The sequence below is a fragment of the Rathayibacter sp. AY1B5 genome, from assembly GCF_002932795.1.
In the GTDB taxonomy this organism is placed as follows: Bacteria; Actinomycetota; Actinomycetes; order Actinomycetales; family Microbacteriaceae; genus Rathayibacter.
The window spans coordinates 18581-41625 of record NZ_PSWM01000017.1 but is presented as its reverse complement, the minus strand read 5'-3'; the positions used below and the strand labels follow the sequence as shown (position 1 = coordinate 41625).

Sequence of the window (23045 nt, the reverse complement as noted above, 5' to 3'; positions counted from 1 at the left end):
TGACCCCGGCGTCGAGTGTACCGGCGGGTCCCCGGACGGCGCCCCGACGCGCGGCCCGGGTCAGCCCCGTCGCACCTGGAAGATGCTCCGCGCCGGCAGCGGCGACGGGGTCGCGGTCTCGTCCGTGACGACGAGGGCGCCGGCGATGAAGTTCTCGAGCTCCCGTCCCTGCACGAGCTTGGAGGGCGCGGGGTCGGAGGCGAGGCGCCGCGGCAGGCCGTCGAGCGGCAGCGGATCGGCGGAGGCGAGCATCACCACGTTCCCGAAGCGCTTGGCCTTGAGCATCTGGGTGTCGGTCATGATCGCGGTGTGCGCGAAGACGGAGGCGAGCGTCGCGGCCTGGGCGCGGGCGAAGGCGAGCGCACCGCCGTCGGCCACGTTCACGGCGACGAGGCCGCCGGGGGCGAGCAGCGGCGCGATCGCCCGGTAGAACTCGGCGCTGGTCACGTGCGCGGGCGTGCGCGCGCCCGAGAAGATGTCGACCACGACCACGTCGACCGTGCCGCGCAGCCCGGGCGGCAGCTTGCCGAGCACCTCGCGGGCGTCGCCCTGGCGGATGCGGATCTGCGCCCCACGGGGGAGCGGGAGCGCCTCGCGCACCAGCTCGACCAGAGCGCCCTCGATCTCGACGACCTGCTGGCGCGAGCCCGGCCGGGTCGCGGCGACGTAGCGGGGGAGGGTCAGCGCTCCGGCTCCCAGGTGCAGCGCCGTGACGCTCTCGCCCTCGGGGGCGACGAGGTCGATCGCGTGGCCGATCCGGCGGACGTACTCGAAAGAGAGGTGCGTCGGGTCCGCGAGGTCGACGTGCGACTGCGGAGTGCCGTCGACGACCAGGGTCGCCGCCTCGGGCGAGTGCCGGTCGGGCTCGATCTGCGCGGTGTACCCGCTGGCGAGCACGGCGCGAGGGTGCTCGGAGTCGTCTCCGCGTCGGCGGCCGGTGCGTTCCTGCATCCGACCAGTCTGCCGCGACGGCGGGATCGCGGGGCTCCGCGCCCCGGCCCGCTCGGGACGATCCGGGAGGCCGTGGCCTCGTATACCGGACCCCGCGGGGCGGCGCAAGCATCCGCACTTGCGCGGCGTGGCGCGATACGGCTATATTCGTACTTTGCGCTCCCGAGTACCCATGCCCTCATATCGCGGTCGGCAGGTCACCGGAACCCGGCATCAGATGGTGGATGCCGTTGCCACACTCTAGCCCCGCCCCCAAGACCGAGTCGCCTCGGTCCGCACGGCGTGCGGGCAGGGGTGGCGGCCCGTCCGGCGGGAGCCCACTCCACACATCCCACAGATTGAGACCCGCGAGGGTCTACGGAGGTTCCTTCCTTGGCTGCTGCGTCCACCGCGACCACCACCTCACCCAAGAACGGACGCGGAGCTTCGCGTCTCTCGTTCGCCAAGATCAGCGACACCCTGACCGTTCCGGATCTGCTCGCGCTGCAGACCGAGAGCTTCGACTGGCTCGTCGGCTCGGAGGCGTGGAAGACCCGCGTCGCCGAGGCGAAGGCCGCCGGCCGGGAGGACCTCCCCGCCAACTCCGGACTCGACGAGATCTTCGAGGAGATCTCCCCGATCGAGGACCTCAGCGAGACGATGCAGCTGAGCTTCACGAACCCGTACCTCGAGCCCGAGAAGTACACGATCGAGGAGTGCAAGGAGCGCGGCAAGACCTACGCCGCTCCGCTGTACGTCGAGGCCGAGTTCATGAACCACCTCACGGGTGAGATCAAGACCCAGACGGTCTTCATGGGCGACTTCCCGCTGATGACCGAGAAGGGCACTTTCATCATCAACGGCACCGAGCGTGTCGTCGTGTCCCAGCTCGTGCGCAGCCCCGGCGTCTACTTCGAGCGCCAGCAGGAGAAGACGTCCGACAAGGACATCTACTCCGCCCGCGTCATCCCGAGCCGCGGCGCCTGGCTCGAGTTCGAGATCGACAAGCGCGACCAGGTCGGCGTGCGCATCGACCGCAAGCGCAAGCAGTCGGTCACCGTGTTCCTCAAGGCCCTCGGCCTGACGAGCGAGGAGATCCTCGAGCAGTTCGCCGGCTACGAGTCGATCGAGCTGACCCTCGAGAAGGACAACATCCTCACCAAGGAGGACGCCCTCCGCGACATCTACCGCAAGCTCCGTCCGGGCGAGCAGGTCGCCGCCGAGGCCGCCCGCGCGCTGCTGGACAACTTCTACTTCAACTCCAAGCGCTACGACCTCGCGAAGGTCGGCCGCTACAAGATCAACCGCAAGCTCGGCATCGACAAGGCGCTGTCCGACTCGGTGCTGACGGTCGAGGACATCATCGCGACCATCAAGTACCTGGTCGCCCTGCACGACGGCCGCACCGCCCTCCCCGGCGTGCGCGACGGCGAGGCGGTCGAGCTGCGTCTGGACGTCGACGACATCGACCACTTCGGCAACCGCCGCATCCGCGCGGTCGGCGAGCTGATCCAGAACCAGGTCCGCACCGGACTGTCCCGCATGGAGCGCGTCGTCCGCGAGCGCATGACCACGCAGGACATCGAGGCGATCACCCCGCAGACCCTGATCAACGTGCGCCCCGTCGTCGCCGCGATCAAGGAGTTCTTCGGGACCAGCCAGCTGTCGCAGTTCATGGACCAGAACAACCCGCTCGCGGGTCTGACCCACAAGCGCCGCCTGTCGGCGCTCGGCCCCGGCGGACTCTCCCGTGAGCGCGCCGGCGTCGAGGTCCGCGACGTCCACCCCTCGCACTACGGCCGCATGTGCCCGATCGAGACCCCGGAAGGCCCGAACATCGGCCTGATCGGTTCGCTCGCGTCCTTCGCGCGCATCAACTCGTTCGGCTTCATCGAGACGCCGTACCGCAAGGTCGTCGACGGCACCGTCACCTCGCAGATCGACTACCTCACCGCGTCCGAGGAGGACGAGTACCTGGTCGCCCAGGCGAACGCCCCCCTCACGAAGGACTTCCGCTTCGCGGAGGGCAAGGTCCTGGTCCGCCCCAAGGGCGGAGAGGTCGAGCTCGTCGACGCCGAGCGCGTCCACTACATGGACGTCTCGCCGCGCCAGATGGTCTCGGTCGCGACCTCGCTGATCCCGTTCCTCGAGCACGACGACGCGAACCGCGCGCTCATGGGCGCGAACATGCAGCGTCAGGCCGTCCCGCTGCTGCGCAGCGAGTCGCCCGTCGTCGGAACCGGCATGGAGGGCTTCGCGGCCATCGACGCCGGCGACGTCATCACCGCCGACAAGGCCGGTGTCGTCCAGGAGGTCTCCGCCGACTCCGTCACCGTCCAGCTGGACGAGGGCGGCACGCAGACCTACTTCCTCCGCAAGTTCGACCGCTCCAACCAGGGCACCTCGTACAACAACCGCGTGGTCGTCTCGGCCGGCGAGCGCATCGAGGTCGGCGAGGTCGTCGCCGACGGCCCCGCCACCGAGAACGGCGAGCTCGCGCTGGGCAAGAACCTGCTCGTCGCGTTCATGCCGTGGGAGGGCCACAACTTCGAGGACGCGATCATCCTCAGCCAGAACCTGGTGAAGGACGACGTCCTCTCCTCGATCCACATCGAGGAGTACGAGGTCGACGCCCGCGACACCAAGCTCGGCAAGGAGGAGATCACCCGCGACCTCCCCAACGTCAGCCCGGAGCTCCTGGCCGACCTGGACGAGCGCGGCATCATCCGCATCGGAGCCGAGGTCCGCCCCGGCGACATCCTCGTCGGCAAGGTCACGCCCAAGGGCGAGACCGAGCTCTCGGCCGAGGAGCGCCTGCTCCGCGCGATCTTCAACGAGAAGAGCCGCGAGGTCCGCGACACGTCGCTGAAGGTGCCCCACGGCGAGCAGGGCACGATCATCGGCGTCAAGGTGTTCGACGCGCAGGACGGCGACGACGAGCTCGGCTCGGGCGTCAACCAGCGCGTGGTCGTCTACATCGCCCAGAAGCGCAAGATCACCGAGGGCGACAAGCTCGCCGGCCGCCACGGCAACAAGGGCGTCATCTCGAAGATCCTGCCGGTCGAGGACATGCCGTTCCTCGCCGACGGCACCCCGGTCGACATCGTCCTCAACCCGCTCGGCGTCCCCGGCCGCATGAACTTCGGCCAGGTCCTCGAGATCCACCTCGGGTGGATCGCGAAGCAGGGCTGGAAGGTGGAGGGCCAGCCGGAGTGGGCCGCGCGCCTGCCCGAGCACGCCCGCGAGGCGGCGCCCGGCACCAAGGTCGCGACCCCCGTCTTCGACGGTGCGGCGGAGGAGGAGCTCGCAGGGCTGCTCGACTCGACCACCCCGACCCGCGACGGAGAGCGCCTGATCGGCTCGTCCGGCAAGACGCAGCTGTTCGACGGCCGCTCCGGGGAGCCCTTCCCGGACCCGGTCTCGGTCGGCTACATGTACATCCTGAAGCTGCACCACCTCGTCGACGACAAGATCCACGCGCGCTCGACGGGCCCGTACTCGATGATCACCCAGCAGCCGCTCGGTGGTAAGGCGCAGTTCGGCGGACAGCGCTTCGGCGAGATGGAGGTGTGGGCCCTCGAGGCCTACGGCGCCGCCTACGCCCTCCAGGAGCTCCTCACCATCAAGTCGGACGACATCCTCGGCCGCGTGAAGGTGTACGAGGCCATCGTCAAGGGCGAGAACATCCAGGAGCCCGGCATCCCGGAGTCCTTCAAGGTCCTCATCAAGGAGATGCAGTCCCTGTGCCTGAACGTCGAGGTCCTCTCGGCCGACGGCACCGCGGTCAGCCTGCGCGACACCGATGACGAGGTCTACCGCGCCGCGGAAGAGCTCGGCATCAACATCTCCTCCCGGTTCGAGTCGTCCTCCGTCGACGACATCTGATCCGCGCCAGCCTCCGACGACTCCCGTCTCTGACGAGACACCCTGTTTTCCGACAAGGAGAAAACATTGCTCGACGTAACCACTTTCGATGAGCTGCGCATCGGCCTCGCGACGGCCGATGACATCCGTCGCTGGTCGCACGGTGAAGTGAAGAAGCCCGAGACCATCAACTACCGCACCCTGAAGCCCGAGAAGGACGGACTGTTCGGCGAGCAGATCTTCGGACCCTCTCGCGACTGGGAGTGCTCCTGCGGCAAGTACAAGCGAGTCCGCTTCAAGGGCATCGTCTGCGAGCGCTGCGGCGTCGAGGTCACCAAGTCCTCGGTCCGCCGCGAGCGGATGGGCCACATCGAGCTCGCCGCCCCCGTCACCCACATCTGGTACTTCAAGGGCGTCCCCTCGCGCCTCGGATACCTGCTGGACATGGCGCCGAAGGACCTCGAGAAGGTCATCTACTTCGCGGCGTACATGATCATCGACGTGGACGACGACGGCCGTCACGCCGACATGCCCGGTCTCGAGAACGAGCTCCGGCTCGAGATCAAGACCCTCTCGGACCAGCGCGACTCCCGCATCGCGGACCGCCTGGCGCGCCTGGAGACCGACCTCGCCGCTCTGGAGGCGGAGGGCGCCAAGAGCGACCAGAAGCGCCGCACCAAGGACGGCGCCGAGAAGGAGATGGGCCAGATCCGCAAGTCCTTCGACGAGGACATCGCGCGGCTCGAGAGCGTGTGGGAGCAGTTCCGCACCCTCAAGGTCGGCGACCTCAAGCCCGAGGACGCGGTCTTCAACGAGCTCGTCGACCGGTACGGCGTCTACTTCGAGGCCTACATGGGCGCCGAGGCGATCAAGAAGCGCCTCGAGCAGTTCGACCTCCAGGCCGAGGCCGAGACGCTGCACCTGCAGATCGCCGAGGGCAAGGGTCAGAAGAAGATCCGCGCCATCAAGCGCCTGCGCGTCGTCAACTCGTTCCTCGCCACCGGCAACTCGCCGGCCGCGATGGTCCTCGACGTCGTCCCGGTCATCCCGCCGGAGCTGCGCCCGATGGTGCAGCTCGACGGAGGCCGGTTCGCGACGAGCGACCTGAACGACCTCTACCGTCGCGTGATCAACCGCAACAACCGCCTCCGCCGCCTGCTCGACCTCGGTGCCCCCGAGATCATCGTGAACAACGAGAAGCGCATGCTCCAGGAGGCGGTCGACGCCCTCTTCGACAACGGCCGCCGCGGCCGCCCCGTCACCGGAACCGGCAACCGCGCCCTGAAGTCCCTGAGCGACATGCTCAAGGGAAAGCAGGGTCGCTTCCGCCAGAACCTGCTGGGCAAGCGCGTCGACTACTCGGGCCGCTCGGTCATCATCGTCGGCCCGCAGCTCAAGCTGCACCAGTGCGGTCTGCCCAAGCAGATGGCACTGGAGCTGTTCAAGCCGTTCGTGATCAAGCGCCTGATCGACCTGTCGCACGCGCAGAACATCAAGGCCGCCAAGCGCATGGTGGAGCGCTCGCGCCCGCAGGTGTGGGACGTGCTCGAGGAGATCATCCGCGAGCGCCCCGTCCTGCTGAACCGCGCGCCCACGCTGCACCGTCTCGGCATCCAGGCCTTCGAGCCCCAGCTGGTCGAGGGCAAGGCGATCCAGCTGCACCCGCTCGTCTGCGCCGCCTTCAACGCGGACTTCGACGGCGACCAGATGGCCGTCCACCTGCCGCTGTCCGTCGAGGCTCAGGCCGAGGCGCGCATCCTGATGCTCGCGTCGAACAACATCCTCAAGCCCTCGGACGGCCGTCCGGTCACCCTGCCCACGCAGGACATGATCATCGGCCTCCACCACCTGACGACGATCCGCGAGGGCGCCGCCGGCGAGGGCCGCGCGTTCTCCTCCGTCTCGGAGGCGATCCTCGCGAAGGACCAGGGCTCGCTGCACCTGAACTCGAAGGTCAGGATCCGCATGTCGGACGTGTACTTCGCGCAGGGTCAGGCCCCCGAGGGCGTCGAGATCGACGAGAACGGCAAGGTCACCGCGCCGGTCCTCCTCGAGACCACGCTCGGCCGCGCCCTCTTCAACGAGGCGCTGCCGGTGGACTACCCCTACTTCGAGCAGGTCGCCGACAAGACGACCATCTCCGGGATCGTCAACGACCTCGCGGAGCGCTACCCGAAGGTGGAGGTCGCCGCCTCGCTCGACCGGATCAAGGACGCCGGCTTCTACTGGGCCACCCGCTCGGGTGTCACCGTGGCGCTGTCCGACATCCTCACGCCTCCGTCGAAGCCCGAGATCATCGCGGGCTACGAGAAGAAGGCCGCCAAGGTCGAGTCCGAGTACGACAAGGGTCTGACCACTCAGGCCGAGCGCCGCCAGGAGCTCGTGAAGATCTGGACCGAGGCGACCGACGAGGTCGCCAAGGCCATGCGCGCGAACTTCCCGACGGACAACACCATCAACCGCATGGTCACCTCCGGTGCCCGCGGAAACTGGCTGCAGGTGCGCAACATCGCCGGCATGCGAGGCCTGGTGAACAACCCGAAGGGCGAGATCATCGCCCGACCGATCATCTCCTCGTACCGCGAGGGCCTGTCGGTCGCCGAGTACTTCATCGCCACGCACGGTGCCCGCAAGGGCCTGGCCGACACCGCGCTCCGCACCGCGGACTCGGGCTACCTGACGCGTCGACTCGTCGACGTCTCGCAGGACGTCATCATCCGCGAGGAGGACTGCGGCACCTCGAAGGGCCTCGACCTGCCGATCATGCTCCAGGACGCCACCGGCGCCTGGATCAAGGACTCCAACGTCGAGAACTCCGTCTACGCCCGTTCGCTCGCCACCCCGGCGTCGAACGAGGCCGGCGAGCTCGTCGCCGAGGCCGGCGAGGACGTGGGCGACGTGCTCATCGAGAAGCTGGTCGGAGCGGGCGTGCGCCACATCAAGGTGCGCTCCGTCCTGACCTGCGAGTCCGCCGTCGGCGTCTGCGCGGCCTGCTACGGCCGCTCGCTCGCCACCGGCAAGCTCGTCGACATCGGAGAGGCCGTCGGCATCATCGCGGCCCAGTCGATCGGCGAGCCCGGCACGCAGCTCACGATGCGCACCTTCCACACCGGTGGATCGGCCTCGGCCGACGACATCACGCAGGGTCTTCCCCGCGTGCAGGAGCTCTTCGAGGCCCGCACCCCCAAGGGCGCGTCGCCGATCGCGGAGGCCGCCGGCCGGATCACCATCGAGGACACCGACCGTGCCCGCCGCGTCATCCTCCAGCCGGACAACGGCGACGAGGCGGTCATCTACCCGGTGCTCAAGCGCTCGCAGCTCCTCATCGAGGACGGCCAGCACGTCGAGCTCGGGCAGCAGCTGCACGTCGGAACGGTCGACCCCAAGGAGGTCCTGCGCGTGCTGGGCGTCCGCGAGGTCCAGAAGCACCTGGTGGGCGGCGTCCAGGGCGTCTACCGCTCGCAGGGTGTGCCGATCCACGACAAGCACATCGAGGTCATCGTGCGTCAGATGCTCCGCAAGGTCACCGTGGTCGACCACGGCGACACGGAGCTGCTGCCGGGCGAGCTCGTCGACCGCTCGCGCTACAGCGAGGTCAACCGTGCGGCTCTGACCGAGGGCAAGCGGACCGCGTCCGCCCGCCAGGAGGTCATGGGCATCACCAAGGCCTCGCTCGCGACCGAGTCGTGGCTGTCGGCCGCGTCCTTCCAGGAGACCACCCGCGTCCTGACGCAGGCGGCCATGGAGGGCAAGCGCGACCCGCTGATGGGCCTGAAGGAGAACGTGATCATCGGAAAGCTGATCCCGGCGGGAACCGGTCTGCCCAAGTACCGGAACGTGTCGGTCGAGGCGACCGAGGAGGCGAAGGCCGAGCGGTACCCCAACCGCATCTTCGCCGACGACGCCGCGTTCAGCGACGCCGACCTCTCGTTCGTGGACTTCGACTCGTTCTCGAGCGACGGCTACGAGCCGGGCAACTACAGCTGATTGAGATGAGCTGAACGATCGAAGGCCCCGTCGGGACACCGGCGGGGCCTTCGACGTCCCCGGCCCGCGGTCACCCGCACGGGGGGGGCCGCCCGTTCGCGACGAGCGGCCTTCCCCACGGCGGCGGGGTGATTGACTCGACAGGTGCTCGTCGGGTCGAGCCTGTACCCGTTCCCCCGTCCTGGTCGCGGCACATGAGGAAACGCGCGGATGAGACTCGTGATCGTCGTGCTGGCCGCACTGCTCGTGGTGGTCGGTGCCGTCGTCGTGCCCGCGGGGCGGGCGGAGGCGGCGGAGGCGGTCGCTCCCTCGTCCTGCGGCGTGGCGGAGCTGGCTCCCGTGCTCACGGGGGACGACGTCCGGCCGCGCTCCGCCGCCGGCCTGGTCCCCATCGTGATGCTGCACGGGTGGCTGGGCACGGCGACCCACGACGCCGACCGCACGGGGGCCTTCTCCCACCTCGTCGACATGGTGTCCTCCGAGTCGGCGACCCCTCCGCTCGACGCTCCCGAGCCGTCCCTCCTCGGGCGGCTGCAGCAGATCGACGGCGCCGCGGTCTACACCTTCGACTACCGCCGGCTCGCCGCGCGCTGGGTGACCGACCCGGGGATCAGCGACGCGCTCGCCTCCTCGATCGCGTGCCTCGTCTCCGCGACCGGGCACCGCGCCGTCGTCGTCGCGCACTCGATGGGCGGCCTCGCTGCGCGTCAGGCGCTGAGCGGCGCGGTCGACGGCACCGCCGTCTCCTCGATGGTCTCGTCCGTCCTCACCTTCGGCACCCCGAACACGGGATCCGATGTCGCGGAGCGCCTCGGACGGATGGTCGACGACTCCGGTCAGGTCAGCCCCGCGGTGATCGCGGGACTGGACCCGCAGAGCCGGCTGAGCGTCTCGGCGATGCTCGCCTCCTGCGGGGACGCCGTCTCGGAGGACGCCGAGCACGCGGGGGAGTGCACGGGAGTGCCGATGATCGACGCCCTCGCCTCGGCGGCGGGCAAGGGTCTGCGGACGGGATCGACCGAGCTCGGCTCCCTGCCGCCCTGGCCCGCCGGCGTGCACGTGACGGCGCTGGTGGGCGACATCCAGGTGACCGCCGCGGTGGCGCTCGGCCTCGCCAGCGCCCCGGTCGACCTCGGCGACATCATGGTCGCGACCGGATCGGCGACGGCCGGAGTCGACGACTACGTGGTCTCGACCTGCCGCTACACGTACCTCGCCGCAGCCGACGTGCCGTCCCTCGTCGCCGAGCTCTCGCCGTTCGCGCGGCTCGGCGACGCCCTGCGCTTCGCGAAGCTCGTGGTCGACGTCGACGCGAGCCCGTGCCACCACGCGCGGCTGACCCGGAACGTCGACCTCGTCGAGCACGCCACCGCCGTCGTGTCGGACGTCGTCGCGGGCGCGCTGTCCGCTCCGCACGCCTCTCGAGCGCAGACCGCGGCGAGGGCGCTCCCGGCGGCGGAGGAGTCCCGGAGGCGGTCCTCGTGACAGGGTGGCGGCCGCCACGAGGAGACATCATGTCGCGTCAGTTGACGGACGTCTGTCGGGAAGCATACGGTCGGACCGGCCCATGGGGAGGCCGCCTGGGGGACAGGCAGCGCGGCCCGCGCGGCACCCGAGCCGCATGCGCGGGCCGCGCCCGTCTCCGATCTCCTCTCACGTTCCGCGCTCCGTCCGGGTACGCTCGGCTGCAGCAGATGCCGGAGGAACCTCCGTGCATCCCGGCGCCGGAGGCCTGATGAGCGACGACCCCCTCGACGCGGAGGAGTCGGCGCGTCCTCCGCGCCTGACCCGCGATCAGGTCCGCACCCGCCTGCTGGACGCCGCTCTGGCGGTCGTCCGCGCCGAGGGCCTGCGCGTCGGAGTCGCTCACCTGCCCCTCGAGGACGTCATCCGCTCGGCGGGCGTGCCGCGCAGCACCGTGTACCGGATCTGGCCCACCCGGCAGTCCTTCTACGACGAGCTGATCGCCGCGATCCCGGAGCGGGTCCTCGCCACCCGGCTCGATCAGCCGTCCCTGCGGGCAGGGAACGCCCACCTCCACCGGAGCCTCGATCCGGAGCCCACCCCGGCGCAGCGCCGCGAGGCTCTGATCGCCTCCGTCCGGATCGCCGTGGACGCGAACGTCGACAACGTCTTCTCGGCGCAGCACTGGCGCAACTTCATCGCTCTCGCCGGCGCGGTCGACTCGCACGAGGAGCCGGCGCGGTCCGCCATCGGCTCCGCTCTGCGCGCCCGTCAGCTGCACTTCATCGACAACATGGCGAAGTACTACGAGCACACCCTCGCCGAGGCGGGGCTCCGGCTGCGCCCGGGCCGCGGCTCCGCCGCTCTCGCCTCCGCCGTCTCGGCCCTGGTCGAGGGGCTGTGCGTCGCGCGCATCGCGGCACCGGAACTGGTCACCGGCCCGCTCGACCCGGCCGATCCCGACGGGCCGTCGCTGGCGGTGGTGTCGGTGCTGCTGCTGATCGACGGGTTCACCGAACCGGACGAGTGATCCGGGCGGCGGATCCGCTCAGTCCTCCGCGACCGGCTCCAGCATCCCGTCGACGATCGAGCGGATCGTCCAGGCCGCGAGGGTCCACTCGACCGGCTCGCCGTCGAGGCCGGGGGCGGTCACCGGAGCGTCGAGGTCGTCGTCGAGGAGCCGGCCGCGGTGCGCGAGCCCGTCGACCACGATCGCGGTGAGGTGGGCGAGCTGGAGCGTCGTGAATCCCGGGCGCATCGTGCCGCCGAAGACCGCCAGCGTCTCCTCGTAGAAGTCGCGCATCCGGCGAGTGAGCATGCCCTCGATCCGCTTCGCCGTGGCGCGCACCGCGTCGCGCGCAGGCCCCTCCTCCATCGAGAACGTGCAGGCGAGCAGCGCGTTGTAGGACGACCAGTCGGCGGAGCGGCGCAGCGACTCGGCGTTCGCCCGCGCGCCGATGCGGATGGTCTCCCAGGCGACCCGCCGACGGCCGGCGGCGGTGGAGAGGAGCTCGGCGGAGCGGTCGTAGACCTCGCGCATCTCCTGCTGAGCCTCGGGATCGGAGCCCTCCGCGTACCGGTCCCGCACGAAGACCTCCCCGATGAGGTCGGCCACGAACTCCTCGCGGGTGCTCCAGATGCGGTAGACGGAGCTGCGCGGCACCCCGGCCAGACGGATGTACTCCTCCATGGGCAGGTGCGCGAAGCTCACCGTGAGGCCGTGGTTCGAGACGACGTCGCGCGCCGTGGTGATCATCCGGCTGCGGACCTGCTCCGCAGGGATCCTCCGGGCCCGCCGGGAGCCCTCTGCGCTGTCGTCCATGGAGAGGGACATTAGCCCCAGACGGCGCCGCGGGGGGTCCTCCACGCGCTCCGTGAGCCGATCCGGAGCGCTCTGTCGGCGTCCTCACACTGAGACGGAATGTCCCGTCGCGTGCGCGACGTCGCAGCGGCCCGCTACGGTGCAGCCGGGGCGGACCCGAACCTGCCCCTGCTAGGGGACCCCCGTGACCGGATTCGATCGGTTCACGCTGGCCGTCGTGGACGGACCAGCGATCGAGCGCGCCGCGCTTCAGGCGCTGCTCGCACAGCTGCTGCCGCAGTTCTCGCACGACGAGGAGGGCGTCGACCGCATCGCGGTCCTCGACCTCGACGGCGTGCCCGGCGAGGAGGTGGCCGACACTCTCGAGCGCGCGGCGGCCCGGACCGTCGGACTCGTCGTCCTCTCCTCCTCCGACTCCCTGGAGCCGGTGCGGGCGGTGCTGCGACGGGAGAGAGCGGCCTACGTCTGGAAGGGCGACGACCCGAGCGAGCTCGCCGCGGCGGTCGTCTCGGTCGCCTCCGGCCGCACCTGGATCTCGGACACGGCCCGCCACCGGCTCGTGCACGGGCGCGAGGAGCGCCGCCCGGTGCTGAGCCCGCAGGAGAGCCGCGTGATGCGCGCCTACGGAGCGGGTGCCGCGGTCCGCACCGTCGCGGTCGACCTCAGCGTCGCCGAGCACACCGTCCGCACCTACATCAAGCGGATCCGCGCCAAGTACCTCGAGACCGGCGTCACGCTCGATTCACGGGTCGACTTCTACCGCCACCTCGGTGACCACGACGTCGCGATCCGCCGCGGCGGAGACCGGGTGCGGGCCGGCGCGCAGCAGGCGGTCGGCGACGTGGTCGGCGATCGCCGAGCCTGAGGCGAGCAGGATCGCGTTCCCGCTGGTGCGCCCCTCGACGAACGCGGTCGATCCGACCGCTGCGGTGACCGGGAGCAGCCCGCGGACGACCCCGCGCAGGCGGTCCAGCCTCCGGTGGTCGGCGTCGTCGGCGACGTTGACCGCGAGGAGCCCGTCGGCGCCGACCCGGGCGGCGAGCGGAGCGAGGACGGACGCGCGGTAGAACGCCTCGGGGATCTCGTCCCCGTCGTACACGTCGAGCACGACGAGGTCGGCGCTCCAGGGCGGCAGGGGCCCTGCGGCGTCGGCCGTGAGAAGCCGGACGCGCGCGCCGCGGGGGAGCGGGGCGTGCTCGAGCACGAACTCCACGAGTCCCGCCGCGCTCTCGACCGCGAGCTGCTCGGAGCCCGGCCGGGTCGCGTCGACGTAGCGGGCCAGGGCCAGGGCGCCGGCTCCGAGGTGCAGCACGCGCAGCGGCTCGCCGGGAGGGGCGGCGGCGTCGACCACCGCGCCGAGGCGCGCGAGGTACTCGAGGTGCAGGGCACGGGGATCGCCCGGATCGATCAGCGACTGCTCCGCGCCGTCGACCGTGAGAAGCAGCGCCTCCGGCCGCACCGGATCCGGCCCCAGCACGGCCCTGCGGCCTCCCGGCAGCACGAGGGACGGAGGCATCCCGTCACGCTAGCGCTCCTCGCGCGAGCCGCCCCGCCGCCGCTACGGTGACAGGCATGGCCGCCCTGATCCTGCTCGACGTCGACGGCGTCCTGAACCCCTCCGTCCGCAGCGATCGCGCCTCGGGCTCGCACCGCCTGGAGCTCGAGCCGGAGCGGGAGGCGCTCGTGGCCCGGCTGGCCGCGGTCGGCACGATCGTCTGGGCCACCACCTGGCCGCCGCGCTTGACGCGGGTCCTCGCGCAGGACCTCGGGCTGCCGGCCGGCACGGACGCGATCGTCTTCGACGGGGGCCTTCCGCGCGACCCGCGATTCCCGGGCCGGACGGGCAAGCTCCAGCCCGTCGCGGTGTGGCTGGAGGCGGCCGCCGAGCGCGGCCCGATCGACGCCGTGGTGTGGATCGACGACAACCTCCACGAGGACGCCTACGACTGGGCCTGCGAGCAGAGCACCCCCTTCCACCTGGTGCGTCCGGAGTCGGCGACGGGCCTCACGAGCGAGGAGGTCGACGGCGCCGAGCGCTTCCTGGCCGGACTCCCGGCGTCACACGGCGACATGCGGGAATAGGGCCGCCCCCTCCACTGGTTATCGTCACTCCGGGCGGTTCCGCCGAGCAGCGGTCCGCCCCGGGACGACCCGTCCCCTCGTCGATCCCCGCGCCGCATCCGGCGCAGCGGGACCGCCACGACTCCGTGATGCACCGAAGGACAACACCGTGACCCTCTCCGCCCGCACCTCCCTGCGCGTCCTGGTCGGCACGACCGCCGCCGCCGCCGCCCTGGTCCTCGCCGGCTGCGCGCCCGCCTCGACCGACGATGTGGTCTCCGGCTCGAGCGGCGAGGGCACCGCCTCCGCGAGCTCCGGCCTGACCCTGGCCGAGGTGGAGGACTCGGGGAAGCTCACCATCGGCACCGAGGGCACCTACCCGCCCTTCTCCTTCCACGCCGACGGCGGGACCGGAGCTCTCACCGGCTACGACGTCGACGTGATCACCGCCGTGGCCGAGAAGCTGGGCGTCGAGCCCGACTTCCAGGAGACGCAGTGGGACGCGATGTTCGCGGGCCTGGACGCAGCGCGCTTCGACGTGATCGCGAACCAGGTCTCGATCAACGACGAGCGCGAGGCGAAGTACGACTTCTCGGAGCCGTACTCGGTCAGCCCCGGCGTCGTGATCGTCCCCTCGAGCGACACCTCGATCACCGACCTCGCCGGCCTCTCCGGCAAGACCACCGCGCAGTCGCTCTCGAGCAACTGGTACACCGTCGCGCAGGAGAACGGCGCCGAGGTCGAGGGTGTCGAGGGCTGGGCGCAGGCCATCGCCCTCGTCGAGCAGGGACGCGTCGACGCGACCGTGAACGACCGCCTCACCTGGCTCGACTGGTCCACGACCTACCCCGACCAGGCCGCGGGCCTCAAGGTCGCCGTCACCACCGACGACACCTCCGAGAGCGCCTTCACCTTCCCGAAGGGCTCGGACGACCTCGTCGAGGCCGTCGACTCCGCCCTCGACGAGCTGCGCGAGGACGGCACCCTCGCCTCCATCTCCGAGCGCTACTTCGGAGCCGACGTCTCCCAGTAGTCCGGCACCGAGACGGCTCCTCCCCTCCCGGGAGGGGCCGTCTCGTGCGTGAGCGGCGCCGACGCGGGGCGCGGCGGAGCGGCTCAGGCCGCGGGTCCGCCCGCAAGAGCGCCCGCCCCGGCGCGAAGCGTGCCAGCATTCCCGAGGAGGCGGACACGATCCGCCCCGACGCCACCACCCGATTGAGCCGACCGCGGATCCTCCCGCGAAGGCGGGAGAACACAATGGACCTCGTCCTCCGGTCGTTCTGGCCGATCCTCTCCGGGGGCATCGTCGGGACGATCCCGCTCGCGCTGGCGAGCTTCGCCATCGGGCTCGTGCTCGCGCTCGCGGTCGCCCTGATGCGGCTCTCGCGCGTGCGGATCCTCTCGTGGATCGCGCGCGCCTACATCTCCGTCATCCGGGGCACGCCGCTCCTGGTACAGCTGTTCGTGATCTTCTACGGCCTGCCGAGCCTCGGACTGAAGATCGACCCCTGGCCCAGCGCCACCATCGCGTTCGCCCTCAACGTGGGCGGCTACGCGGCGGAGGTCATCCGCGCGGCGATCCTCAGCGTCCCGAAGGGGCAGTGGGAGGCGGCGCACACGATCGGGATGAGCCGCTCGCTCTCGCTGCGGCGCATCATCCTGCCGCAGGCCGCGCGCGTCTCCGTCCCGCCCCTGTCGAACACCTTCATCTCGCTGGTGAAGGACACCTCGCTGGCCTCCCTCATCCTGGTGACCGAGCTCTTCCGGCAGGCGCAGAAGATCGCCACCGCGTCGAGCGAGTTCATGCTCCTCTACCTCGAGGCCGCTCTGATCTACTGGCTCATCTGCCTGGTGCTCTCCAGCGGCCAGGGCCTGCTCGAGAAGCGATTGGACCGCTATGTCGCCCGCTGACACCCCGACCGACGCCCGGCCCGTGCTCACGGCCCGCGGACTCCGGAAGTCGTTCGGCGGGGTGGAGGTGCTGCGCGGCATCGACCTGGAGGTCCGCCGCGGCGAGGTCGTCGCCCTGATCGGGCCGTCCGGCTCGGGCAAGACCACCGTCCTGCGCTCGCTGAACAGTCTCGAGGTGCCGGACGGCGGGGTGGTCGAGCTCGCCGACGGCAGCGTCCTCGACTTCGACCGCAGCGTCGGCCGGAAGGCGCTGACCAAGCTGCGCGACCACTCCGCGATGGTCTTCCAGCACTTCAACCTCTTCCCGCACCTGACGGTCCTCCAGAACGTGACGGAGGGGCCGCTGCGGGTGCAGCGCCGTCCCGCGTCCGAGGTGGTCCCGGAGGCGGAGCGCCTGCTCGAGCGCGTCGGCCTCGGCGGCCGGGGGAGCGCCTACCCCTTCGAGCTCTCCGGTGGTCAGCAGCAGCGCGTGGGCATCGTCCGGGCACTCGCGCTGCGGCCCGATCTGCTCCTCTTCGACGAGCCCACCTCGGCGCTGGACCCGGAGCTGGTCGGCGACGTGCTCTCGCTGATGCGGGAGCTGGCGGGGGAGGGCTGGACCATGCTCGTCGTGACGCACGAGCTCGAGTTCGCCCGGCAGGTGGCCTCGGAGGTCGTCTTCATGGCCGACGGCGTGGTCGTCGAGCGGGGCGCCCCCGCGCAGATCCTCCGGGAGCCGCGCGAGCCGCGCACCCGGCAGTTCCTGCACCGCCTCCTCCACCCGCTCGAGTAGACGATCGGCGCTGTCCCCCATCGACGGGGAGCCGCGCGGCGCACCGGGCGCGGCGGACGGCGTGCCTATGCTGTCCGGGTGACCTGGAGCAGCGACGCCGAGACCACGCGGATCCCCTCCGCGACCGAGACGTCCGGCGGAACCGGACCCCAGCCGACCCGCGAGTACGTGTGGCCCGAGCCCGTGACCGGCCGGCAGCCGACCGTCGAGCCCGCCGCCCCGGCCGCCGCGGCGTCCGCCCCCAGCGCCCTCGGGCCGGTCGAGGCCGAGCCCGAGCCGACCCAGCGCTCCGGCAACCGCCTCGCGGGCCTCGCGCTCGCCCTCCTGACGACCGCGGTCTTCGCCGTCCTGTACCTCGTCGCCCTCACCGCGATCCGCCTCCTCGTCGACCGCGTCGGCGGCGATCCGGTCGCCCTCGCGCTCGAGGTGGCGCCGACCGCGCTGTTCCTCGCCCCGGTCGCCGCGTTCCTCGTCGGCCTGGCGCTGATCGTGCTCGTCGTGAACCGCGCGGGCTGGTGGGCCTACGTCCTCGGCGGCTTCCTCGTCGCCCTCCTCACGGCTGCGGCCGCGCTGGTCGGCGGCTGGAGCGCCGTCGGACCGCTCGCCCTGCCGATCGACCGCTCCGTCGCGCTCGAGTTCGTCCGCGATCCCGCCGTCCTCGCGGCGGTCCTCGCCGCGGGCGTCCTCGGCCGGGAGGCGAGCGTCTGGGGCGGCGCCGCGATCGCGGGCCGCGCCCGGGGCGTCAAGCGCCGCAACGCCGAGCGCGAAGCGGCCGCGCAGTCGTGACTCCGGAGCGGCAGGGGCAGGGCCGCGGAGCCGGGCTGGGCTACGGCCTCGCGCTGGCCGGCTTCGCCGCGTTCCTCTACCTCGCTCTGGTCGTCTGCGCGTTCGGGGTCCTCAGCCTCCTGCTGGACCAGGACGTCGTGCCCGAGCGCGACGCCGGCCCGCTGCTGGGGCCGGTGTCGGTGGCGGTCTGCGTCGTCGCCGTGCTGGTCGCGATGGTGACCCTCGCCGCCCGTCCCGCCGTCCACCGCGTCCTCGGCCCGTCGCTGCTGACCGGGGTCGTCGTCTACCTGCTCTTCCTCCTCACGGGCGGAGCGCTCTACGGGCTCGGCCGTCAGGAGCCGGGGAAGATCCTCGGCTGGATCCTCGCTCATGCGCCCACTGTCTTCGCGATCGCGACCGGCGTGCTCGCGGCCGCCGTCCAGCTCGTGTTCCTCCTGCTCCTGGCCCGTCGCGACGCCGGCGGCCGCAGCCCCCACTGGGGCTGGGAGGGCGACGAGCGGGAGTGACGGCGGAGCCCCGGCGCGGCTCGTCGCGGCGCCGCGGCATCTCCCAGGGCGAACGCCGCTCGGTTGACCGGCCCCGTCACTCCCCGTAATATTCTTCGGGTGTGCGCTTTGCCGTGCGCTTGTGTCGTGCCTCCGGGTCGATGCGGTCGCCGCACTTCGCTCTACCGGGTCCGCGAGGATCCGCGGGTTCGTCCGATCGGGCGGCCCCCACGGCATACCCCTCACCCTCCCGGTCCCGCTCGCGGGGCCGCGGGGTGCGTCGGGTCCAGATGAACTCGGCCGTTCCCGGAGACGGGAGGGCCGAATGTCGACCATCGATCCGCTGTCACCGTGCAGCATTCAAGGAGCAAAACCAGTGCCAACGATTCAGCAGTTGGTCCGCAAGGGACGCACGCCGAAGGTCACCAAGACCAAGGCGCCCGCCCTGAAGGCCAACCCCCAGCAGCGCGGCGTCTGCACGCGCGTCTACACGACCACGCCCAAGAAGCCGAACTCGGCCCTCCGCAAGGTGGCCCGCGTGAAGCTCTCCAACGGCACCGAGGTCACCGCCTACATCCCCGGCGAGGGCCACAACCTGCAGGAGCACTCGATGGTGCTCGTGCGCGGCGGTCGCGTCAAGGACCTCCCCGGTGTCCGCTACAAGATCGTTCGCGGCGCCCTGGACACCCAGGCCGTCAAGAACCGCAAGCAGGCTCGCAGCCGGTACGGCGCGAAGATGGAGAAGAAGTAATGCCTCGTAAGGGCCCCGCTCCCAAGCGCCCCGTCGTCGCAGACCCCGTCTACGGCGCCCCCATCGTCAGCCAGCTCGTCAACAAGATCCTCCTGGACGGCAAGAAGGGCCTCGCCGAGCGCATCGTCTACGGTGCCCTCGAGGGCGTCGCCGGCAAGAACGGCCAGGACGCGGTCGTCACCCTCAAGAAGGCGCTCGACAACGTCCGCCCGACCCTCGAGGTCCGCAGCCGCCGCGTCGGCGGCTCGACCTACCAGGTCCCGGTCGAGGTCAAGCCCCACCGCGCCAACACCCTCGCGCTCCGCTGGCTCACCAGCTACGCGAAGGCCCGTCGCGAGAAGACGATGACCGAGCGTCTCATGAACGAGATCCTCGACGCGTCGAACGGTCTGGGCGCCGCTGTCAAGCGTCGCGAGGACACCCACAAGATGGCCGAGTCGAACAAGGCCTTCGCGCACTACCGCTGGTAGCGCACCCCGCGGCCGCCTCCGGGCGACCGCGACCACCGGGCCCGCGGCGTCAGCGCTGCGGGCCCGGTCCCGGCGGCGGATCGCCCGATCCCCGCGACCGGGCGACCGCCACCACCAGAATCCCAGCCATTCGGCCATGAACCCGGTGCGCTGGCTCCATCACCTATCGGAGGAACTCCGTGGCACAAGATGTGCTCACCGACCTGAACAAGGTCCGCAACATCGGCATCATGGCCCACATCGATGCCGGCAAGACCACCACCACCGAGCGCATCCTGTTCTACACGGGTATCACGCACAAGATCGGCGAGGTCCACGACGGCGCCGCGACGATGGACTGGATGGCGCAGGAGCAGGAGCGCGGCATCACGATCACGTCCGCCGCGACGACCTGCTTCTGGAACAAGAACCAGATCAACATCATCGACACCCCCGGTCACGTCGACTTCACGGTCGAGGTCGAGCGCTCGCTCCGCGTCCTCGACGGCGCCGTCGCCGTCTTCGACGGCAAGGAGGGCGTCGAGCCCCAGTCCGAGACCGTCTGGCGTCAGGCCGACAAGTACGACGTCCCGCGCATCTGCTTCGTCAACAAGATGGACAAGCTCGGCGCCGACTTCTACTACACGGTCGACACGATCATCAAGCGCCTCGGCGCGAAGCCGCTGGTCATCCAGCTGCCCATCGGCGCCGAGTCCTCCTTCGAGGGCGTCGTCGACCTGGTCGAGATGCGCGCGCTCACGTGGCGCGGCGACTCGAAGGGCGACGTCGCGCTCGGCGCGAAGTACGAGATCGAGGAGATCCCGGCCGATCTGGCCGACAAGGCGGCGGAGTACCGCGAGAAGCTCCTCGAGACCGTCGCGGAGACCTCCGACGAGCTGCTCGAGAAGTACTTCGGCGGCGAGGAGCTCACCGTCGCGGAGATCAAGGGCGCCATCCGCAAGATGACCGTCAACTCCGAGATCTACCCGGTGCTCTGCGGCTCCGCGTTCAAGAACCGCGGCGTCCAGCCGATGCTCGACGCGGTCGTCGACTACCTCCCCTCCCCGCTCGACGTCCCCGCCATCGAGGCGCACGACGTCCGCGACGAGGAGAAGGTCATCATGCGCCACGCGGACTCGACCGAGCCCTTCTCGGCGCTCGCGTTCAAGGTCGCCGTGCACCCGTTCTTCGGCCGCCTGACCTACGTCCGCGTCTACTCGGGCAAGCTCGACTCCGGCGCCCAGGTCATCAACTCGACCAAGGGCAAGAAGGAGCGCATCGGCAAGATCTTCCAGATGCACTCCAACAAGGAGAACCCGGTCGACTCGGTCACCGCCGGCCACATCTACGCCGTCATCGGCCTCAAGGACACCACCACCGGTGACACCCTGAGCGACCCGGCCGCGCAGGTCGTGCTCGAGTCGATGACCTTCCCGGAGCCCGTCATCGAGGTCGCCATCGAGCCCAAGACGAAGGCCGACCAGGAGAAGCTCGGCACCGCGATCCAGAAGCTCGCGGAGGAGGACCCCACCTTCCGCACCGAGCAGAACCAGGAGACCGGTCAGACGGTCATCAAGGGAATGGGCGAGCTGCACCTCGACATCCTGGTGGACCGCATGAAGCGCGAGTTCAACGTCGAGGCCAACGTGGGCAAGCCCCAGGTCGCGTACCGCGAGACGATCCGCCGCACGGTCGAGAAGTACGACTACACCCACAAGAAGCAGACGGGTGGCTCCGGCCAGTTCGCGAAGGTCCAGATCACCATCGAGCCGATGGAGGTCGAGGCCGACAAGACCTACGAGTTCGTCAACGGCGTCACCGGTGGCCGAGTCCCGCGCGAGTACATCCCCTCCGTCGACGCGGGCATCCGCGACGCCATGCAGGTCGGCGTGCTCGCCGGCTACCCCATGGTCGGCGTGAAGGCGACCCTGGTCGACGGAGCGGCGCACGACGTCGACTCCTCCGAGATGGCGTTCAAGATCGCCGGCTCGATCGCGTTCAAGGAGGCCTCGCGCAAGGCGCAGCCGGTCCTCCTCGAGCCGCTCATGGCCGTCGAGGTCCGTACTCCCGAGGAGTACATGGGCGACGTCATCGGCGACATCAACTCGCGTCGCGGGATGATCCAGTCGATGGAGGACGCCACCGGCATCAAGGTCATCCGGGCCAACGTCCCGCTGTCCGAGATGTTCGGCTACATCGGAGACCTGCGCTCGAAGACCTCGGGCCGTGCCGTCTACTCGATGACGTTCGAGACCTACGCCGAGGTCCCCAAGGCCGTGGCCGAGGAGATCGTCCAGAAGAACAAGGGCGAGTAGCTCCGCCCCTGGGCCGTCGCCGTTCCCCGGAACGGCGACGGCCTGGTAGTGTCGTGCGGGTTTGCTGCCGAGTGCAGCGCGCCCCCTGTCGCAGCGGGACGGCCGCACGACCACTGCCGGTAACATACGTACACAAAACCCCCGCAAGTCCTCCTGTCCTCGTGTCGCCCCGTGCGGCCGCCCGGATGCGGATGCTTGCACCTAAGTCCTGAGGAGGACCCACAGTGGCTAAGGCCAAGTTCGAGCGGACCAAGCCGCACGTCAACATCGGAACCATCGGTCACGTCGACCACGGAAAGACCACGCTCACCGCGGCGATCTCGAAGGTTCTGGCGGACAAGTTCCCGTCCGCGACCAACGTCCAGCGTGACTTCGCGTCGATCGACTCCGCTCCCGAGGAGCGCCAGCGCGGCATCACGATCAACATCTCGCACGTCGAGTACGAGACGCCGAAGCGCCACTACGCGCACGTCGACGCCCCCGGTCACGCCGACTACATCAAGAACATGATCACCGGCGCGGCCCAGATGGACGGCGCGATCCTCGTGGTCGCCGCCACCGACGGCCCGATGGCTCAGACCCGTGAGCACGTCCTCCTCGCCAAGCAGGTCGGCGTCCCCTACCTCCTCGTCGCCCTGAACAAGGCCGACATGGTGGACGACGAGGAGATCCTGGAGCTCGTCGAGCTCGAGGTCCGCGAGCTCCTCTCGTCGCAGGGCTTCCCCGGCGACGACGCCCCCGTCGTGCGCGTCTCCGGCCTCAAGGCCCTCGAGGGCGACGAGACCTGGACCCAGTCGATCCTCGACCTCATGGACGCGGTCGACGAGTCCATCCCGGACCCGGTGCGCGACAAGGACAAGCCGTTCCTGATGCCGATCGAGGACGTCTTCACGATCACCGGTCGTGGAACCGTCGTCACCGGCCGTGCGGAGCGCGGAACCCTCGCTCTGAACTCCGAGGTCGAGATCGTCGGCATCCGCCCGACGCAGAAGACCACGGTCACCGGAATCGAGATGTTCCACAAGCAGCTCGACGAGGCCTGGGCCGGCGAGAACTGCGGTCTGCTCCTCCGCGGCACCAAGCGCGAGGACGTCGAGCGCGGCCAGGTCGTCGTCAAGCCGGGTTCGGTCACGCCGCACACGGACTTCGAGGGCACCGCGTACATCCTGTCCAAGGATGAGGGTGGGCGTCACAACCCGTTCTACGCGAACTACCGTCCGCAGTTCTACTTCCGCACCACCGACGTCACCGGCGTCATCACGCTGCCCGAGGGCACCGAGATGGTCATGCCCGGCGACACCACCGACATGACGGTCGCGCTGATCCAGCCGATCGCCATGGAGGAGGGCCTCGGCTTCGCCATCCGTGAGGGTGGACGCACCGTGGGTGCCGGTACGGTCACCAAGATCGTCAAGTAGGTCCGTCCTACCGATCTCTCGAGAGGGGTC

Annotated in this window: 17 protein-coding genes; 15 read left to right on the top strand and 2 right to left on the bottom strand. The window is 70.4% G+C overall.

What is annotated here, in order from left to right; translation table 11 throughout:
* Positions 1-60: 60 nt before the first annotated feature.
* Positions 61-951 carry a spermidine synthase gene (locus C5D44_RS11520; protein WP_104277004.1) on the bottom strand — a complete coding sequence of 297 codons (891 nt, stop codon included), beginning with the start codon at positions 949-951 and terminating at the stop codon, positions 61-63.
* A gap of 372 nt (positions 952-1323) precedes the next feature.
* On the opposite strand from C5D44_RS11520, the gene rpoB reads away from it, so the two are divergent.
* The 4 genes from rpoB to C5D44_RS11500 all read left to right on the top strand — a co-directional run bounded on the left by rpoB (position 1324) and on the right by C5D44_RS11500 (position 11275).
* Complete coding sequence (gene rpoB / locus C5D44_RS11515) at positions 1324-4815, top strand: DNA-directed RNA polymerase subunit beta (RefSeq protein ID WP_104247589.1); 3492 nt, start codon at positions 1324-1326, stop codon at positions 4813-4815.
* A gap of 66 nt (positions 4816-4881) precedes the next feature.
* The gene (locus C5D44_RS11510; protein WP_104224580.1) at positions 4882-8781 is read left to right on the top strand and encodes a DNA-directed RNA polymerase subunit beta'; all 3900 of its coding nucleotides are present in this window, start codon (positions 4882-4884) and stop codon (positions 8779-8781) included.
* 210 nt (positions 8782-8991) lie between these two features.
* Complete coding sequence (locus C5D44_RS11505; protein ID WP_104281711.1) at positions 8992-10266, top strand: triacylglycerol lipase; 1275 nt, start codon at positions 8992-8994, stop codon at positions 10264-10266.
* 250 nt (positions 10267-10516) lie between these two features.
* A complete protein-coding gene (locus C5D44_RS11500) occupies positions 10517-11275 on the top strand; it encodes a TetR/AcrR family transcriptional regulator (RefSeq protein ID WP_146082528.1) in 759 nt (252 codons plus the stop codon).
* An 18-nt stretch (positions 11276-11293) separates the two neighbouring features.
* Here the strand turns inward: C5D44_RS11500 and C5D44_RS11495 are convergent, their stop codons facing one another.
* The gene (locus C5D44_RS11495; RefSeq protein WP_146082529.1) at positions 11294-12067 is read right to left on the bottom strand and encodes a TetR/AcrR family transcriptional regulator; all 774 of its coding nucleotides are present in this window, start codon (positions 12065-12067) and stop codon (positions 11294-11296) included.
* A gap of 184 nt (positions 12068-12251) precedes the next feature.
* Here C5D44_RS11495 and C5D44_RS11490 point away from each other — a divergent pair, with 184 nt between their 5' ends.
* From C5D44_RS11490 to tuf, 11 genes are all read left to right on the top strand, one after another.
* Positions 12252-12932: a LuxR C-terminal-related transcriptional regulator gene (locus tag C5D44_RS11490; protein ID WP_104277008.1), complete on the top strand. Its 681-nt coding sequence runs from the start codon at positions 12252-12254 to the stop codon at positions 12930-12932.
* A gap of 707 nt (positions 12933-13639) precedes the next feature.
* A complete protein-coding gene (locus C5D44_RS11485) occupies positions 13640-14149 on the top strand; it encodes an HAD domain-containing protein (RefSeq protein WP_104281709.1) in 510 nt (169 codons plus the stop codon).
* A gap of 148 nt (positions 14150-14297) precedes the next feature.
* Positions 14298-15161 (top strand): amino acid ABC transporter substrate-binding protein, encoded by an 864-nt coding sequence (locus C5D44_RS11480; RefSeq protein ID WP_374954076.1) that lies wholly within the window; start codon positions 14298-14300, stop codon positions 15159-15161.
* A 224-nt stretch (positions 15162-15385) separates the two neighbouring features.
* Positions 15386-16039: an amino acid ABC transporter permease gene (locus C5D44_RS11475; protein ID WP_104224574.1), complete on the top strand. Its 654-nt coding sequence runs from the start codon at positions 15386-15388 to the stop codon at positions 16037-16039.
* Complete coding sequence (locus C5D44_RS11470; protein WP_104281708.1) at positions 16026-16811, top strand: amino acid ABC transporter ATP-binding protein; 786 nt, start codon at positions 16026-16028, stop codon at positions 16809-16811. Before C5D44_RS11475 ends, C5D44_RS11470 begins: the two co-directional genes overlap by 14 nt.
* A 78-nt stretch (positions 16812-16889) precedes the next feature.
* On the top strand, positions 16890-17597 hold the full coding sequence (locus C5D44_RS11465) for a hypothetical protein (protein ID WP_104281707.1): 708 nt from the start codon (positions 16890-16892) through the stop codon (positions 17595-17597).
* Positions 17594-18103 carry a DUF6121 family protein gene (locus C5D44_RS11460; RefSeq protein ID WP_104281706.1) on the top strand — a complete coding sequence of 170 codons (510 nt, stop codon included), beginning with the start codon at positions 17594-17596 and terminating at the stop codon, positions 18101-18103. The genes C5D44_RS11465 and C5D44_RS11460 overlap by 4 nt, the downstream gene beginning before the upstream one ends.
* 355 nt (positions 18104-18458) lie before the next feature.
* A complete protein-coding gene (rpsL, locus tag C5D44_RS11455; protein ID WP_011186743.1) occupies positions 18459-18833 on the top strand; it encodes a 30S ribosomal protein S12 in 375 nt (124 codons plus the stop codon).
* Positions 18833-19303 carry a 30S ribosomal protein S7 gene (gene rpsG / locus C5D44_RS11450; RefSeq protein ID WP_068251443.1) on the top strand — a complete coding sequence of 157 codons (471 nt, stop codon included), beginning with the start codon at positions 18833-18835 and terminating at the stop codon, positions 19301-19303. Before rpsL ends, rpsG begins: the two co-directional genes overlap by 1 nt.
* Before the next feature lie 179 nt (positions 19304-19482).
* Positions 19483-21597 (top strand): elongation factor G, encoded by a 2115-nt coding sequence (gene fusA / locus C5D44_RS11445; protein ID WP_104224571.1) that lies wholly within the window; start codon positions 19483-19485, stop codon positions 21595-21597.
* Positions 21598-21821: 224 nt separating this feature from the next.
* Positions 21822-23015 carry an elongation factor Tu gene (gene tuf / locus C5D44_RS11440; RefSeq protein WP_104277013.1) on the top strand — a complete coding sequence of 398 codons (1194 nt, stop codon included), beginning with the start codon at positions 21822-21824 and terminating at the stop codon, positions 23013-23015.
* The last annotated feature ends 30 nt before the right edge of the window (positions 23016-23045 follow it).